The 16,746-nt window shown below is 33.6% G+C and carries 10 protein-coding genes; 9 read left to right on the forward strand and 1 reads right to left on the reverse strand.

Annotated elements, in window-relative coordinates:
- The first annotated feature begins 129 nt into the window (after nucleotides 1-129).
- On the forward strand, nucleotides 130-507 hold the full coding sequence (locus tag BUC29_RS04325) for a hypothetical protein (RefSeq protein ID WP_244160765.1): 378 nt from the start codon (nucleotides 130-132) through the stop codon (nucleotides 505-507).
- 92 nt (nucleotides 508-599) lie between these two features.
- On the opposite strand, the gene uvrA is transcribed toward BUC29_RS04325, so the two are convergent.
- The gene (gene uvrA, locus BUC29_RS04330; protein ID WP_073413720.1) at nucleotides 600-3,395 is read right to left on the reverse strand and encodes an excinuclease ABC subunit UvrA; all 2,796 of its coding nucleotides are present in this window, start codon (nucleotides 3,393-3,395) and stop codon (nucleotides 600-602) included.
- A 345-nt stretch (nucleotides 3,396-3,740) separates the two neighbouring features.
- Here uvrA and BUC29_RS04335 point away from each other — a divergent pair, with 345 nt between their 5' ends.
- From BUC29_RS04335 to BUC29_RS21460, 8 genes are all read left to right on the forward strand, one after another.
- Nucleotides 3,741-6,542, forward strand: a complete 2,802-nt coding sequence (locus BUC29_RS04335) for a triple tyrosine motif-containing protein (protein WP_317043474.1) — start codon at nucleotides 3,741-3,743, stop codon at nucleotides 6,540-6,542.
- A 241-nt stretch (nucleotides 6,543-6,783) separates the two neighbouring features.
- Nucleotides 6,784-9,819: a SusC/RagA family TonB-linked outer membrane protein gene (locus tag BUC29_RS04340; protein WP_073413724.1), complete on the forward strand. Its 3,036-nt coding sequence runs from the start codon at nucleotides 6,784-6,786 to the stop codon at nucleotides 9,817-9,819.
- Between the two features lie 11 nt (nucleotides 9,820-9,830).
- Nucleotides 9,831-11,330, forward strand: a complete 1,500-nt coding sequence (locus BUC29_RS04345; protein WP_073414874.1) for a RagB/SusD family nutrient uptake outer membrane protein — start codon at nucleotides 9,831-9,833, stop codon at nucleotides 11,328-11,330.
- Between the two features lie 12 nt (nucleotides 11,331-11,342).
- Nucleotides 11,343-12,950 (forward strand): PKD domain-containing protein, encoded by a 1,608-nt coding sequence (locus tag BUC29_RS04350; protein ID WP_244160766.1) that lies wholly within the window; start codon nucleotides 11,343-11,345, stop codon nucleotides 12,948-12,950.
- 57 nt (nucleotides 12,951-13,007) lie between these two features.
- Complete coding sequence (locus BUC29_RS04355; protein WP_073413726.1) at nucleotides 13,008-14,666, forward strand: family 16 glycosylhydrolase; 1,659 nt, start codon at nucleotides 13,008-13,010, stop codon at nucleotides 14,664-14,666.
- Between the two features lie 70 nt (nucleotides 14,667-14,736).
- Nucleotides 14,737-15,495 (forward strand): glycoside hydrolase family 16 protein, encoded by a 759-nt coding sequence (locus tag BUC29_RS04360; protein WP_073413728.1) that lies wholly within the window; start codon nucleotides 14,737-14,739, stop codon nucleotides 15,493-15,495.
- A gap of 314 nt (nucleotides 15,496-15,809) precedes the next feature.
- On the forward strand, nucleotides 15,810-16,394 hold the full coding sequence (locus BUC29_RS04365) for an RNA polymerase sigma factor (protein ID WP_073413730.1): 585 nt from the start codon (nucleotides 15,810-15,812) through the stop codon (nucleotides 16,392-16,394).
- Between the two features lie 50 nt (nucleotides 16,395-16,444).
- Complete coding sequence (locus BUC29_RS21460; protein ID WP_165608771.1) at nucleotides 16,445-16,588, forward strand: hypothetical protein; 144 nt, start codon at nucleotides 16,445-16,447, stop codon at nucleotides 16,586-16,588.
- The last annotated feature ends 158 nt before the right edge of the window (nucleotides 16,589-16,746 follow it).

Consider the following 16,746-nt stretch of genomic DNA (forward strand, 5'->3'; position numbering starts at 1 on the left):
ATCTTAAAATTTTTCTTTCATTTGTTTTGTAATGTAATTAATTAAATTTAATTTTATGTAGATTTTTATTACATCTCTTCATTGACAGTCTGAAAAATATTCACGAAAGTGCAATAAATTGATGTCTTAATGTCATTTCAAATTAAACTCGCTATCCCAATTGTTAAATTTAAAGTATCACATGCAGACAAAACCAAACAAATGATTATGAAAAGCAGTAAGCTAAGTCAGGAACAAAGTGTACAGGTGTTTTCTAATATGATATCTAATAAGGTACATAACGGATTTACACTAGAAGAGAGAAATGATGAATTACTTTTTGCGGTCCTTTCTAAAGGGGGAAAAGTAGTTAACCACAGTTTAAATTTCATGATTTTTTGTTTAACCCTCGGATTATGGTCATTCGCCTGGCTGTATTTAACGTTCGAGGCATCCAAACAAAAAAAGGTGTTAGTAGCCATTGACGAAGATGGTTTTCCTTTTGAAGAAAAATGTTTAGTTGCATAAACTTTTTCACTTAAAATATTTTAGCCATAAATTACATTCTTGAAGTTTGTAATTTATGGCTATTTTTTTTTGAAATATTTTCAACTCAATTTTTATAGTTTCTCTTTCAAATAAATTCCTGTAACGGATTCTTTTATTTTTACGACATCTTCTGGTGTTCCGGCAGCTAATAAATGTCCGCCGTTTTCTCCACCTTCGGGACCTAAATCTATAATCCAGTCGGCACATTTTATTAAATCCAAATTATGTTCGATAACAATTATAGAATGTCCTTTTTCGATTAAAGCATCAAAAGAAGCCAATAGTTTTTTAATATCGTGAAAATGTAATCCCGTTGTAGGTTCATCAAAAACAAATAAAGCTTTATCTTTTGTAGCCCCTTTTACTAAAAACGAAGCTAACTTAATACGCTGTGCTTCACCACCAGAAAGAGTAGAAGAAGATTGTCCTAATTGAACATAACCTAAACCAACATCTTGTAAAGGCTGTAATTTTTGAGTGATTTTTGATTGTTTATTCTTTTCAAAAAAAGCAATAGCATCATCAATAGTCATTGTAAGAACATCGTTGATGTTTTGATTATCAAAAGTAACTTCCAGAATTTCTTTTTTAAAACGTTTTCCTCCACAGGTTTCACAAGGTAAAGAAACATCGGCCATGAATACCATTTCGACGTTTATAGAACCTTCTCCTTTACAAGTTTCGCATCTGCCTCCATCAACATTAAAAGAGAAATGTTTTGCCTGATAACCTCTTATTTTAGATAATTTTTCTTTTGCATACAAATCACGAATGTCATCATAAGCTTTTATATATGTTACCGGATTCGATCTTGAACTTCTTCCGATAGGGTTTTGATCTACATATTCGATATGTTTTATCTGCGAAAAAGATCCCGAAAGTTCACTGAACTGCCCCGCTTTTTCTGAAGCATTTTCCAGTTTTTTCTGCATCGCCGGAAATAAAATTTTCTTAATCAAGGTACTTTTTCCACTTCCTGAAACTCCGGTTACTACTGTTAAAACATCGAGAGGAAAAGTAACATTAATATTTTTAAGATTATTTTCTCGCGCGCCAATAATATCAATATGATTTTTGAATTTTCTTCTTTTCTTAGGAACTGAAATTTCTAAATCACCATTAAGATATTTTGAAGTAAGCGAATCAGATTTTAGAATTTCAGGATAAGTTCCCTGAGCAACTAATTGACCTCCAAAAGTTCCGGCTTCAGGACCAATATCAATAATCATATCGGCCGCTTTCATGATATCTTCGTCATGTTCTACAACAATTACCGTATTTCCTAAATCACGAAGTGAAAGCAGTACTTTTATCAGTCGCTCAGAATCTTTTGGATGAAGTCCAATACTTGGTTCGTCGAGAATGTACATTGAACCAACTAAACTGCTTCCTAAAGAAGTAGCAAGATTGATACGCTGCGATTCTCCTCCTGAAAGCGTAGAAGAATTTCTATTTAAGGTTAAATAGTCTAAACCAACTTCGGTCAAAAATGACAAACGATTATTGATTTCGACCATTAAACGTTTTGCGATTTGCTGTTCGTAAACATTTAGTTCAAGATTTTTGAAAAAAGTAACTAAATGTCTAATTGGAAGATCAACTAAATCTGAAACTGTTTTTCCGCCAATTTTAACATACGAAGCTTCTTCGCGTAAGCGTTTTCCGCGGCAGGCGTGGCATTTTGTTTTTCCGCGGTAACGCGAAAGCATTACACGATTTTGTATTTTATAATTCTTTTCTTCAAGTTCTCTAAAGAAATCATTTAATCCCTGAAAATATTGATTTCCAGTCCAGATTAAATCTTTTTGATCTTCTGTAAGTTCAAAATAAGGTTTGTGAATTGGGAAATCGAATTTGTAAGCATGTTTTACCAATTCGTCTTTATACCAGCTCATACTGTCGCCGCGCCATGGATAAATGGCACTTTCAAAAACAGATAATGAAGTATTAGGAACTACTAAATCAGCATCGATACCAATAATATTTCCATAACCTTCGCAAACCGGACAAGCACCGTAAGGATTATTAAAGCTAAATAAATGAACGTTTGGTTCAAGGAAAGTAATGCCGTCTAATTCGAAATTGTTTGAATATGAAAAACGTTTATTTGTACCTAATTCCTGTAAATAACAAATTCCTTTTCCTTCAAAAAATGCAGTTTGTACAGCATCTGCGAGACGATTGTAGAATTCTTCCTCTTCCTTAACGACAATACGGTCAATGATAAGGAGAATATCTTTATTGTCTAGTTGATGAATATTTTCCGGAGAAAACTCATCTAAACGTACCATTTCATTATCTACCAAAATACGGGCAAAACCCTGTTGTAAAAGTATTTTTAGTTTATCTTCCAGCTGGCGTCCTTCTTCTAAATGGATAGGAGAGAGAAGAAGCCATTTACTATCTATTTCTAGCGTTTTTACATCGGCAATAACATCAGAAACAGTATTTTTTTTGACTTCCTGTCCTGAAATTGGTGAATAGGTTCTTCCAATTCTGGCAAACAAAAGTTTGATGTAATCGTAGATTTCAGTCGAAGTTCCAACAGTAGAACGTGCGTTTGTTGTGTTTACTTTCTGCTCAATGGCTATAGCAGGCGCAATTCCTTTAATATATTCTACTTTTGGCTTATCTAAACGACCCAAAAACTGACGTGCGTATGAAGATAAACTTTCTACATAACGGCGTTGTCCTTCGGCATATAAAGTGTCAAATGCTAAGCTTGATTTTCCTGATCCTGAAAGCCCAGTAATAACAACAAGTTTGTTTCGAGGAATGGCTACATCTACATTTTTTAAATTATGTACTTGTGCGCCTTTTATTATAATATTTTGCTTCGGGTCTAATTTAGAAAGATCAATTTGCATAAAAAAAGTCAATTTTTACAAAAGTAATCAATTTTAAATAGAGTTCTGTTAAGGATATTGTCCCAAATCTTAACAGAATTACCATGTTTTGAGTGATGGGTTTAATTGTAAATTTTCATTACGATACGTTTCCTGTGGTTGAAACCACAGGCTATATTTGAATATTTTGAGGAAATGTTATATAAATTGTATCCCAGCGGTTTCAACCGCTGGATACAATTTAATAATGCAATAGATTTTCTAACAATTAAAATGACAATCTTTTATTTTACTAAAAATTTGTGGTTTCCGTATAAAATATGCTATTTTAGAACTGTTTTAGTACCCTTAAAATCCTGACCAAACTTGAAAACCAAACTATTTACCTTGTTATTTTTAATGAATTTCTTGTTGTATGCGCAAGAACTTCCTCCAATTGTTAAATATTCTTCGTCTGTTTACGGAGCCGGAAATCAAAGTTGGATGATATCACAGGACGATGAAAACTATTTATATTTTGCTAATAATGATGGACTTTTAGAATATAACGGAACGAGCTGGCAATTGTATCCAGGTCCAAACGAAACGATTATTCGGTCTGTAAAAGTTATTGGAAATAAAATCTTTACGGGTAGTTATATGAATTTTGGTTACTGGACCAGAAATGAAGATGGAAAATTAAAATATATTTCGCTGAGTGATAAAATCAAGAATAAAATTCTGGATGACGAGCAGTTTTGGAATATCTTAAAATATGACCAATGGATTCTGTTTCAATCCTTAAACCGCATTTATATTTATGATACAAAAAGCAAAAGATTTAATATTATCGCTCCTAAAAATGGTGTCGTAAAATCATTTGCGACCAAAAATGCCATATATTTTCAAACAACAAAAGAAGGGCTTTTTGAAATTGAAAGCGGAAGAGCAAAATTAGTTTCGGATAATCCTATTTTGAAGAAATTTACGATTGCAAATGTACTAACTACCGATGAAGGTTTACTTATTCAGACACAGCTGGACGGAATTTATAAACTTGTTGGAAATTCGCTTGCAAGAGTTGTTACTGATGTAGACTCAGAATTAAAATCAAGTTTTGTTTACAGCTCACAGCGTCTTCAGGATGGAAGTTTTGCTTTGGGAACAGTTTCAAACGGCGTTTTTATTTTGTCTGATAAAGGAAAACTAAAATATCATTTAACCCAAAGTAAAGGTCTTAGCAACAATACTGCTTTATCTCTTTTTGAAGATAAAGATCAAAATTTGTGGGTTGGTCTTGATAATGGAATTAACTGTATCAATATTCAGTCGCCTGTACATAGTTTTACTGATGATACGGGTGTTTTGGGAACGGTTTACGCATCGGCGGTTTTTAACGGAATGTTATACATTGGAACCAATCAGGGGTTGTTTTGTAAGCCAACGCAAAGCAATGCTGAATTTAAATTTATAAACGGGACAAAAGGTCAGGTTTGGTCTTTGTTTACGTATGATAATACGCTTTTTTGCGGACATGATTCGGGAACTTTTATTATAACAAATGATTCGGCGAGAAATATTTTTTCAGCTTCGGGAACCTGGAAGTTTGAACTAGTTCCGGGAAATAAAAATCAATTAATTCAGGGAAATTATTATGGACTTTCGGTTTTAGAAAAAGTAAATAATCAATGGATGTTTATAAATAAGATTAACGGCTTTGATTATTCTTCACGTTATTTCGAAATCACAAAAAACCTAGATGTTTATGTAAGTCATGAATACAAAGGAATTTTTAGATTAAAACTGGATAAATCTCTTTTAAAAACACATGGTTTTTATGCGTATAAATCTCCAGAAAAAGGAAACAGTGCCAGTTTAACGACTTTTAATAATTCAATTTATTACGCTTACAAAGGCGGAATTTTTAAATTAAATCCTAAAACCAGACAATTTGAAAAAGATACCGTTTTAAGTTCGATTTTTGAAAAAGATGAATATACATCGGGAAAATTAATTGTTGATAATTCGAATAAAATATGGCTGTTTTCTAAAAATTACATTCATTATTTTTCGGCAAGTAAATTAAGTAATCAGTTAAAACAGAATATAATTCCGATTCCGTCTTCGCTAACCAATTCAATGTTAGGTTATGAAAATATTACACAAATTTCAAAATCAACGTATTTAATTGGAACTACTGATGGTTATTATACTTTAAATATTGATGATTTGAGTTTTAAAAACTACAGCGTTTTTATTACTGATATCGCCATAAATAAACAAAACGAAAACTTTAAAAATGTAGGTATTACAAGTGAAGGAAGTTTTCGTTATGATGAAAATAACATTACGCTCAATTACACAGTTCCAGAATACAATAAATATATAAATTCAGAATATCAATATTTATTAGAAGGTTTTCAAAACGAATGGAGCGAATGGAGTACAAAAGCAACGGCAAATTTTAAAAACCTGCCTCCGGGAAAATATACTTTTAAAGTAAGGGCAAAATATGCCAATACCATTCTGCCAAATACAGCCGTTTATACATTTGTGGTTTTGAAACCCTGGTATCTCACAAATCTGGCATGCTTTATCTATTTACTTTTAATGATAGCACTCGGATATTTTATTAATAAAGCTTATCGTAACTATTATCAAAAGCAAAAAGAAAAGCTTATCGAAGAAAACAATCTTCTCTTAGAAATTAAAGAACTTGAAAATGAGCAGGAATTAATGCGATTACGAAATGAGCAGCTTTCTCAGGATGTTGATAATAAAAATCGTGAACTTGCAGTCTCGACAATGAGTTTGAATAGTAAAAACGAATTATTGGCCTTTATCAAAGAAGATTTAAAGAAAACAGCCCAAAACGACAGTTCAAATATTAAATCTGTAATTAGCACCATCAATAAAAACATTACCGAGGAAGATTCTTGGAATGTATTTAAAGAAGCTTTTGACAATGCCGATAAGGATTTCTTAAAAAGAATTAAACAAATGCATCCCGCATTAACTCCAAATGACCTGCGTTTATGTGCTTATCTTCGATTAAATCTATCTTCAAAAGAGATTGCTCCTATGTTTAATATTTCGGTTAGAAGTGTTGAGATAAAAAGGTATCGTTTGCGTAAAAAAATGGATTTGCAGCACGAAATCGGTTTAGTTGAATATATTTTGGCTGTATAGTATTTGAGAAAACAGCTAAAAAAAACTATACATTACCACAACATTATGCTTTTCTTGTGAATTTAATGCATAAGTGTTAAAGAAATTAACATTCCGAAATTATAGTTATACAGCGGTATATTTTATGATATCCTAAATTAATACTAGATTTTTTTATGATGTATGTTTTTTGTTGAGGTTAATTTTATCGTTTTCATAACGGGAACAGATAAATTTAGCTTTCAATAAAAACTAACTAATTATGAAATCTAAGTTATTACTAATTGTACTATCACTGTGTACATCTTTTGCGTTTGCGCAATCTATAGATGTAAATGGTACGGTAGTAGATGGGTCAGGATTAGCATTACCTGGCGTTAATGTAAAAGTTAAAAGTTCGTCTCAAAACACAACCACTGATTTTGACGGATCTTTTAAGTTATCTGGAGTTCCAAAAGGTTCTTCTGTTATTTTTAGTTATATAGGATACAGAACACAGGAAGTTGTGATTTCTGGAACTAAAATGACTGTAAAAATGGCCGACGACGCCAAATCTCTTGATGAAGTCGTTGTTATTGGTTACGGTACCCAAAAGAAAAGAGAAGTTACCGGAGCTGTGTCTGTAGTAGACAGCAAAACACTTGATATTTTGAAACCAGCAAGAATCGAGACGGCTTTGCAGGGAACCATCTCAGGGGTAAACGTTACGACGCAGTCAGGAGCGCCGGGAGCACCACTGGATATTCGTATTCGTGGTATAGCCACAAATGGTGAAAACAGACCAACAGTTATTATCGATGGCTATGTTGGAGACTTAGGTATTTTAAACCCAAATGATATCGAAACTATTACCGTTTTAAAAGATGCTCAGGCTGCAATTTATGGAACAATTGGAGCAAACGGAATCATTTTGGTAACGACTAAAATGGGTAAAAAGAATTCTAAAACAAGAGTTTCGTTTAATAGTTATGCAGGTTTTCAGGAAACTTCAAGAAAATTACCAACTCTAAACGCTACAGAATATGCACTTTTATTAAATGAAAGTTATGCTAATGGCGGAAAACCACTTCCTTATCCAAATGTTTCTGGTCTAGGTTCCGGAACAGACTGGCAGAAAGAGGTTTTTCAAAAAGCGCCAATCATTAATAATGATTTGACAATTTCCGGAGGATCAGATAAACTTACCTATTCTATCAGTGGATCTCATTTAGATCAGGAAGGTATTGTTGGCGGAGATAAATCAGGTTTTTTAAGAAATACAGCAAGACTTGGTTTAAGTGCAGATTTAAGTGATAAATTCAAATTAAAAACGAATGTTATTTATACGTATTTCACTAGAAAAACATTAAACGAAAACGGATTGGGTTCTGTATTGTTTAATGCACTTAACGTTCCGGCGACTTTAAAACCTTACGATGCAAATGGCGAATTTACTTTAGTGCCAAGTACAACAGGTTTAGGAACAGAAATCATCAATCCGCTTGCACAGATTGCAAACACTTATAATGACTACAATTACAAAAAACTGAACGGAAATTTTGGTTTAGATTATAAAATTTTCAAAGGATTCACGCTTTCAAGTTCTATTGGTTTTAATACTTCAAACAGCGAATCTAAAACTTTTGGAAAACAAATTAGCTACGGCGGGAAAGTATTTGATGTTCAAAGAAGTTCAGTTACTCAGGGAGCTGTAAATGATAATAACTATTCATTTGACCTTTTTGGAACTTACAATACTAAAATTGCAGATTCTCATAATATTACTGGAACTCTTGGTACAACTATTTTTAAAGAATGGGGTAATGGGCTTTATGCAACAGGTTTTGATGTTCCAAATAACTCTTGGGAGTTTGCCGATATTTCTTTAACAAAAGGAGTTTCAGCTACTTTAACAAACAGTTCATATGTTTACGACCAAAGAAGATTATCTTATTTTGGAAGACTTCAGTACGATTATAAAGGAAAGTATTTATTATCAGGAATGCTTCGTCGTGATTCTTCTACCAAATTTGGTCCAGGAAACAAAGTGGGTTACTTTCCTTCATTTACTGCAGGTTGGGTAGTTTCTGAAGAAGGTTTTTTTGGAACGCCTAAATTTATTAGTTTCTTGAAATTAAGAGGAAGTTACGGTACTTTAGGAAATGACCAAATTCCAAATTATGGATATTTAGGACTTTTAACAGGAGAAGCAACGTATGTTTTTGATGGAAACTTAGTAAACGGAACAGCAACAGGACAAGTTCCGAATCCTGATTTAAAATGGGAAGAAGCTAGAAAATTTGACGTAGGTTTAGACTTAAAAGTTTTAAATGATAAAGTTTTCATCGTTGCCGATTATTTCATCGATACCAGAAAAGATTTATTAATACCAAACATTCCGGTTTCAGGAATCAATGGTACAGGTGCCCCGGGAGCAAGTGCACCAACTTTAAATGCGGGATCTGTTAGAAACAAAGGTGTCGAGTTTGCGATTGATTATAAAGATAAATTCTCAGATTCATTTTCATTTAGTGTAGGTTATAATGTTACTTTCCTTAAAAATGAAGTCCTTGAAGTTAATAATCGAACAGGATTTATAGAAGGCGGTGCTTTTGGAGTAGGTCAGCCGGCTCCATCACGTATGGAAATTGGAAAACCAATGGGGTATTTCTACGGATATAAAACGGATGGAATTTTTCAAAACCAGGCAGAAGTTGATGCTCATCCATCACAACTAGCTTTAGGAGCAAATGCAGCGCCTGGAGATCTTCGCTATGTAGATGTTAATGGCGATGGCGTAATCGATACAAAAGATAAAACAAACATTGGAGATCCAATTCCGGATGCAACAATGGGTTTCAATCTTCAGTTAAACTATAAAAACTTAGATTTTGCAGTTTACACTTTTGCTTCAGTTGGTAACGATATGGTTCGCAACTACGAAAGAACACTTTCTGATGCGAATCGTTTAAATTATGTTTTAGACAGATGGACAGGCGAAGGGTCGACAAATTCAACACCAAGAGTTACAACGGGTGCAACGGCAAACAATGTTTTCTCAGAGTATTTTGTAGAAGATGCTTCGTATTTCAGAATTCAAAATGTTCAATTAGGATATTCACTTAATCCAAATATTGCTCAAAAAGCCGGAATCACAAAATTAAGACTTTATGCAGGAGTAAATAACCTATACACATTTACAAAATACAAAGGTTTTGATCCGGGAGCTTCTAGTGGTGCACCAATTGGAGGAGGAATCGATTACGGATTCTACCCAATTCCAAGAACCTATTTAATGGGGCTTAACATTAATTTTTAATTTTAATGAAAATGAAAAAATATTTCTTTACAACCGTTATAACTCTTGCTCTGTTTTCGACCATAAGTATTTCATGTTCGGATGAGTTTGTAGATCCTAAACCAGAATATTCTATAGATTCTGAAAACTATTTTAATTCAAAAGCCGATTATGATCAGGCCTTAATTGCCGCTTACGATTTGCTTCAGGCATCTTACGTAAATGTTTTATTAGGCGAAATTGCTTCGGATAATACGCTATGCGGAGGAGAAAGTCCAACAGACGTTATTGGTTTCCAGCAAATCGATGATATGATCCATACACCTGTAAACAGTAACTTAAGAGATATCTGGAACTGGATGTTTGCAGGGGTTCAAAGAGCCAATTATATTCTTGAATTTAAGGATAAAACCGATTTTCCTGAAAAGACACAAATTATTGCCGAGGCACGTTTTTTAAGAGCATATTACCAGTTTGAATTAGTAAAATGGTTTGGCGGTATACCAATGAAAGGCGATGCGAGATTTAAAATTGGAGATGAAAAAACAATACCGCGTTCATCAGTTCAGGAGGTTTACGCTTCAATCGAAGCTGATTTAATTTTCGCATCTGCTAATTTAGCTCCAAATGCTTCTCAAAAAGGTCGTGCAACTAAAAGTGCTGCTCAGGCATTATTAGGAAAAGCATATTTATATCAGGATAAATTTACACAAGCTGCGGCAGCATTTGAATCTGTAATTACTTCAGGAAAATATTCTTTAGTAACAGATTATAATTCAATCTTTGAAATGGATGGAGAAAATGGACCAGAATCTGTTTTTGAGGTTCAGTACACAGATGTTGAAGGTGCAGGATTTGGATGTTTACAATGTAGTGAAGGTAACGTAGCTGTAGGTTTCATGGGCGTACGTAATTTTTCAGGACCGCTTTTTTCTTCTGGATACAGTTTTAATGTACCAACTCAGGAAGCTGCAGATGCTTTTGAAGTGGGAGACAGACGTAAAGATGTCGCTATTTTAGACATCGCTGCTTTTGCTGCTGCAAATGCTAATTATGATGGTGGAAAAGGAGTTAGCTACGGAAAAGGAAATGAAGATACAGGTTTCTTCAACAGAAAATATCTTCCAAGAAAAAGAAGTGCAAATGCTCAGGGAGATTTAAACTTAACAAATCCAAATAATTACAGATCAATTCGTTATGCAGATGTTCTTTTAATGGCTGCAGAAGCTTATAACAGAGGAGCAATCGATGATGGAAAAGCAAGAACGTATTTAAATCTTGTTAGACAACGTGCATTTGGAGATAATAACCATAATGTAACAGCTTCTGGAGCTGCTCTTACAGATTTTATCTGGGCAGAAAGAAGAGTAGAACTTTTGGGAGAAGGACATCGTTTCTTTGATTTAGTTAGAACAGGAAAAGCTGTTGGAACAATTCCTGGATTTAAAGCAAATAAAAACGAATTATTCCCGCTTCCAATAGAAGAAATCCAATTCGCAAACGGAAACTGGCAGCAAAATCCTGGATATTAAAAAAATACTATTATGAAAAAATTACATTATATATTAAGTCTTGTCGTTTTAACGCTATTTTTTAGCTGTTCCAGCGATGACAGCAATATTGATTTGGATGGTGTTAGCGCACCAGCAAACATATCTGCTCTGACCACGGTAACTCAGGATAATTCAGGTAAAGTAACTTTTTTACCTAAAGGAGAAGGAGTAACACAATACAAAATAAACTTTGGAGACGGATCGCCTGAATCTGATTATTTTTCATCTGGCGGAACCGTTACACACGTTTATAAAGAAGGAACTTACCAAAGCAAAATTATTGCGATGGGAATCAACGGAAAAACTACCGAAGTAACTCAGGAAGTTGTAGTTTCGTTTAGAGCACCTGAAAATTTAGTAGTTGTAATAACAAACGATTTATCAGTTTCTAAAAAAGTAACGGTAAAAGCAACAGCAGATTTTGCTTTGTTTTATGATGTTTATTTTGGAGAAGCAGGAAAACCGGATCCAATTTCGGCTAACAACGGAGAATCAGTTTCATACACATATCAGGAAGCCGGAGTTTACACAATTCGAGTAGTTTCAAAAAGTGCTGCTATTAAAACAACTGAACACACAGAACAGTTTGAAGCAAAATTAGTATTGAACCCTACAACTTCTGCACCAACGCCTCCAAACAGAGCAGCAGGAAATGTAATTTCTATTTATGGTTCTAAATACAATAACGTTGCCGGAACAAACTATTTCCCGGATTGGGGACAAGCAGGACAAGGAAGCAGCTGGACAGAATTTGATCTTAATGGAGACAAAATGTTGAATTATATTAAATTAAGCTACCAGGGAATTGCTTTGGCAGATAATGTAACAATAGACGTTTCTGGAATGGATTATATCCACATGGATGTTTGGACAGCTGATTTACAAAAAATCGAAACTTCATTAATCAGTAAAACAAATGGTGAAAAACCGGTAACAAGAGATCTTACAGCTAATCAATGGACAAGTATTGATATTCCAATCTCAGCATTTACAAGTCAGGGATTAACAGTAGCCGATATTTTCCAATTAAAATTTGTTGGAACACCTTGGGCTGGAGGAACTGTATTTATCGATAATATTTATTTCTATAAAGATGTTGAAACATTAAGTACTCCTGCGCCAACACCAAATGTAGCGGCGGCAAATGTTATTTCATTATTCAGCGATGCTTATTCTAATATTCCAATTCAGACCTGGCGTACAGACTGGTCTGCAGCAACACTGGAAGAAACAGCAGTTGCAGGAAATGCAGTAAAAAAATATTCAGATTTAAATTTCGTAGGTATTGAGCCCGTTACAACAATTGATGCAACAGGAATGACACATTTCCATGTAGATGTTTGGTCTTCAGACTTTACAGAATTCAGAGTTAAATTAGTTGATTTTGGAGCAAATGGAGTTTATAATGGAGGTGGTGATGATAGAGAGCATGAAATTAAGGTTACAGCTCCTGCACAGGGACAATGGGTAAGTTTGGATATTCCGTTAAGTGATTTTACAGGATTAACAACCAGAGCTCATATTGCACAGCTTATTTATTCAGGAAACCCAAGCGGAAGTCATACAATTTACATTGATAACGTTTATTTCCATAAATAAGAGCAAATCTTATTCAACGAAATTAAAATGAGTTTACATTTTATAAAAAATAACAAAATGAAAAAATATAATAAATACTTCGTATTACTTTTTGCTCTGCTGTTAGCAATAAGTTGTCAAAAAGACGATTTCTCTTTTGGCGATTTAACGGCTCCTTCCAATATTCAGGTTACAGCTGAGATTGTAGGGAAAACTGCCGATGATCCAAACGGAGACGGATCCGGAACAGTAAAATTTACTTCAAAAGCAGATGGAGCTGTTTCCTTCAAATATGTTTTTAGCGATGGAACTTCTGAGACTTCACCAAGCGGAATCTTTACAAAACGTTTTACAAAAACGGGAGTGAATACCTATACAGTTACGGTAATAGCAAACGGTAAAGGTGGTGTAGCATCAAACACAACAATTGATGTTACAGTATTAAGTAACTTTAGCGATGACGAAGCGGTTCAGTTCTTAACTGGCGGAACATCCAAAAAATGGTATTGGTCAGCTTCAGAAGCAGGACACTTAGGTGTTGGTCAAAACGATGGCGATGCAACTAAAAACTATTACGGAAACTACTATCAGGCTGGACCTTTTGAAAAAGCAGGTTCTCCAACAAGCAGCTGTTTATACGAAAACGTATTAACGTTCTCTTTAGTAGACGGACAATTGAAATTCGAACTAGATAATGGTGGAGCAACATTCTTCAATGCAGCTTTTGCAAGCGTAGGAGGAGGAAGCGGGCCAGACGATGCTTGTTTATCATATAATACAGGCGGAGTTAAAAACGTTTCGTTAAGTCCATCAGAATCTGTTGTGACTAAAAACCCTAACCACGCAACACAAACAAGAGGAACAATGCTAAACTTCTCTGATGGCGGCTTTATGGGTTACTACATTGGTCAAAGTTCTTATGAAATCTTATCAATCACAGCAAACAGAATGGTTGTAAGAGCTGTAATGGGAGGAAACTCTGCATTAGCTTGGTATCACATCTTTACGACTACACCTCCTAATCAAAATCCAACAACAGATTATACAAATCTGGTTTGGTCAGATGAATTTAATACAGACGGAGCACCAGACGCTGCAAAATGGAATTATGATTTAGGAAGAGGCGATAATGGCTGGGGAAATAATGAAAAGCAAAATTATACCAACTCAGCATCAAACATTAAAGTTGAAGGCGGTAACTTAGTAATTACAGCTAAAAAAGAAGCTTCAGGAGGAGCTGATTATTCATCGGCAAGATTAAAATCAGATGCAAAATTTGCTTTTACTTACGGAAAAGTTGAGGTTCGTGCCAAACTTCCTTCAGGTGCCGGAACATGGCCGGCAATCTGGATGCTTGGACAAAATTACGCTTCTAAACCTTGGCCGGCTTGTGGTGAAATAGATATTATGGAACACGTAGGAAATAACCAAAACGTAATCCTTAGTACGCTGCATTACCCTGGACATTCAGGCGGAAATGGTAACACAGCATCAAAAACATATGCCAATGTTTCAACAGAATTTCATGTTTATAAATTAATATGGAGCCCTACATCGGTAAAAACGTATGTAGATGATGATTTACTTCATTCTGTAGCAAATGATGGTTCTTTACCTTTTAACAGCGACTTTTTCCTGATTTTAAATGTTGCTATGGGAGGTAATCTGGGCGGTAATATTGATAGTGCTTTCACTCAGTCTTCAATGCAGATTGATTACGTTAGAATCTATCAATAGAATAGGAGTTAATTAATTAGTAATTTTGAGAAGGTCAGTTTCGGCTGGCCTTCTTATTTAAAATAATGTCATGAAAAAAATAATTTTACTATTGTTTATCTGCAGTTTTTCGTATGCGCAGGAAACAAAAAGAAAATTGGTCTGGGAAGAAAATTTTAATAAAAAAAGTATAAACGAAAAAGCCTGGAATTTTGAAATTGGTGACGGATGTCCAAATCTTTGCGGTTACGGTAATAATGAAAGACAGATTTACACCAAAACCAATCACGAAATTAAAGACGGAAATTTAATTATAGAAGCCCGAAAAGAAGGGACTAAATACACTTCGACTAAAATTACCACAAAAGGTAAAAAGGAATTTAAATACGGACGAATAGAAGCAAGGGCAAAACTTCCAATTGGTCACGGTTTGTGGCCGGCATTCTGGATGCTGGGAGCAAATATTGATGAAGTAAAATGGCCAAAAACAGGAGAAATCGATATTTTAGAATATATAGGAAGAGATCCTCATATGGTTTATACAACATTGCATACACAAGACAGCCACGGAAATACCATCAATACCAAAAGAACAGAATTTCCAAATATTGAAGAAGATTATCACGTATATGCAATCGAATGGAACAAAGATAAAATTGATTTTTTTGTCGATCAGACATTAGTTTATACCTTCAATCCAGAAGTTAAAAACGAAGATACATGGCCTTTTGACAAACCTTTTTATATCATAGTAAATTTAGCAATTGGAGGTAATTTTGGTGGTCCGGATGTAGATGATTCGGTTTTACCGCAAAAATATTACGTCGATTATGTAAGAGTTTACCAATAAAATAAATGTTTGAGTTTTTGTAGTTTGAACAGGTTGTAAATAGCTTAAATATTTAATTATAAGTTATTTACAACTGTTTTTAAAAGCTTTAAAAAACTTTGTTTTTTTAACTTTTTTTGTCAAAAAATAGCTTTAGAAGAAAAAAGTTAACGTAAGAATGTTAATTATTATTGTTTTTGTTTGCTTTTTAAAATAAATATTTGTTAAATTTGGTCAGACAATATTAACATAACTCAAAAAAGATTACGCCTATTAAATAAAACTACTTTTTAGAAAAATTACTCCAAATTATTAAAACTAAAAAAAGTAGTATTATGGCTGATCTGCATATTCCAGACGCTCTATTAGTAAAAAATTATGTTGAAGGTAATGAAAATGCCCTTGCAACATTAATTAAAAGGCACGAATCTAAGATATACGGATTTATATATTCTAAGATTGCTGATAGAGATATTTCAAATGATATTTTTCAAGACACATTTATTAAAGTTATTAAAACTTTAAAAAGCAATTCCTATAACGAAGAGGGGAAATTTCTTCCTTGGGTTATGCGTATTTCACATAATTTAATTGTGGATCACTTTCGCAAAACCAAAAAAATGCCAATGTATAGAGAAACCGAAGAATTTTCGATCTTTTCAATTATGTCTGATGATTCATTAAATATTGAAGGCAGAATGATCGTAGATCAGGTTGAGGTTGACCTAAAAAGATTAATCGAAGAACTTCCCGAAGATCAAAAAGAAGTTTTGGTAATGAGAATGTACCAAGACATGAGTTTTAAAGAAATATCAGAATTAACGGATGTAAGTATTAATACTGCACTGGGAAGAATGCGCTATGCGTTAATGAATTTGAGAAAAATTATAGATAAACATCAAATTATTTTAACCAACTAATACTATTTTGACAATTAGCCCGTTATACTACTATAAAACATTTACACAGTATGGCGAAAATTTACTCAAAAAAAGCATTAGCTTCTAAAGATTTAAAACCTAAAAAAGAAGTTGTTTCTTTTTTACTAAGTTATTCACAAGCTCTTAAAGTTGTGAAAATTGAAGATAAAAGTTTTGAGATTATAGCTAATTAAACAGCCCGCTGCTTTGGTCGGATGTTTATTTCGAAAGAAAAACCAAATGGTCGTTTTGGTTGAAAGCTCACTATTTGTATGCAGATATAAGTAGTGAGTTTTTTTATGTCTTTAAATTTTTAAAATATAAAAATCCTTTATTTTTTCATTTCACTATC

This window comes from Flavobacterium defluvii, from assembly GCF_900129555.1.
In the GTDB taxonomy this organism is placed as follows: Bacteria; Bacteroidota; Bacteroidia; order Flavobacteriales; family Flavobacteriaceae; genus Flavobacterium; species Flavobacterium defluvii.

What these genes read in the sequence shown, in the direction of transcription:
- BUC29_RS04325 (WP_244160765.1), top strand. Translation starts at nt 130, where the DNA reads ATGTCATTTCAAATTAAACTCGCTATCCCAATTGTTAAATTTAAAGTA.
- uvrA (WP_073413720.1), bottom strand. Translation starts at nt 3,395, where the DNA reads ATGCAAATTGATCTTTCTAAATTAGACCCGAAGCAAAATATTATAATA.
- BUC29_RS04340 (WP_073413724.1), top strand. Translation starts at nt 6,784, where the DNA reads ATGAAATCTAAGTTATTACTAATTGTACTATCACTGTGTACATCTTTT.
- BUC29_RS04345 (WP_073414874.1), top strand. Translation starts at nt 9,831, where the DNA reads ATGAAAAAATATTTCTTTACAACCGTTATAACTCTTGCTCTGTTTTCG.
- BUC29_RS04350 (WP_244160766.1), top strand. Translation starts at nt 11,343, where the DNA reads ATGAAAAAATTACATTATATATTAAGTCTTGTCGTTTTAACGCTATTT.
- BUC29_RS04355 (WP_073413726.1), top strand. Translation starts at nt 13,008, where the DNA reads ATGAAAAAATATAATAAATACTTCGTATTACTTTTTGCTCTGCTGTTA.
- BUC29_RS04360 (WP_073413728.1), top strand. Translation starts at nt 14,737, where the DNA reads ATGAAAAAAATAATTTTACTATTGTTTATCTGCAGTTTTTCGTATGCG.
- BUC29_RS04365 (WP_073413730.1), top strand. Translation starts at nt 15,810, where the DNA reads ATGGCTGATCTGCATATTCCAGACGCTCTATTAGTAAAAAATTATGTT.
- BUC29_RS21460 (WP_165608771.1), top strand. Translation starts at nt 16,445, where the DNA reads ATGGCGAAAATTTACTCAAAAAAAGCATTAGCTTCTAAAGATTTAAAA.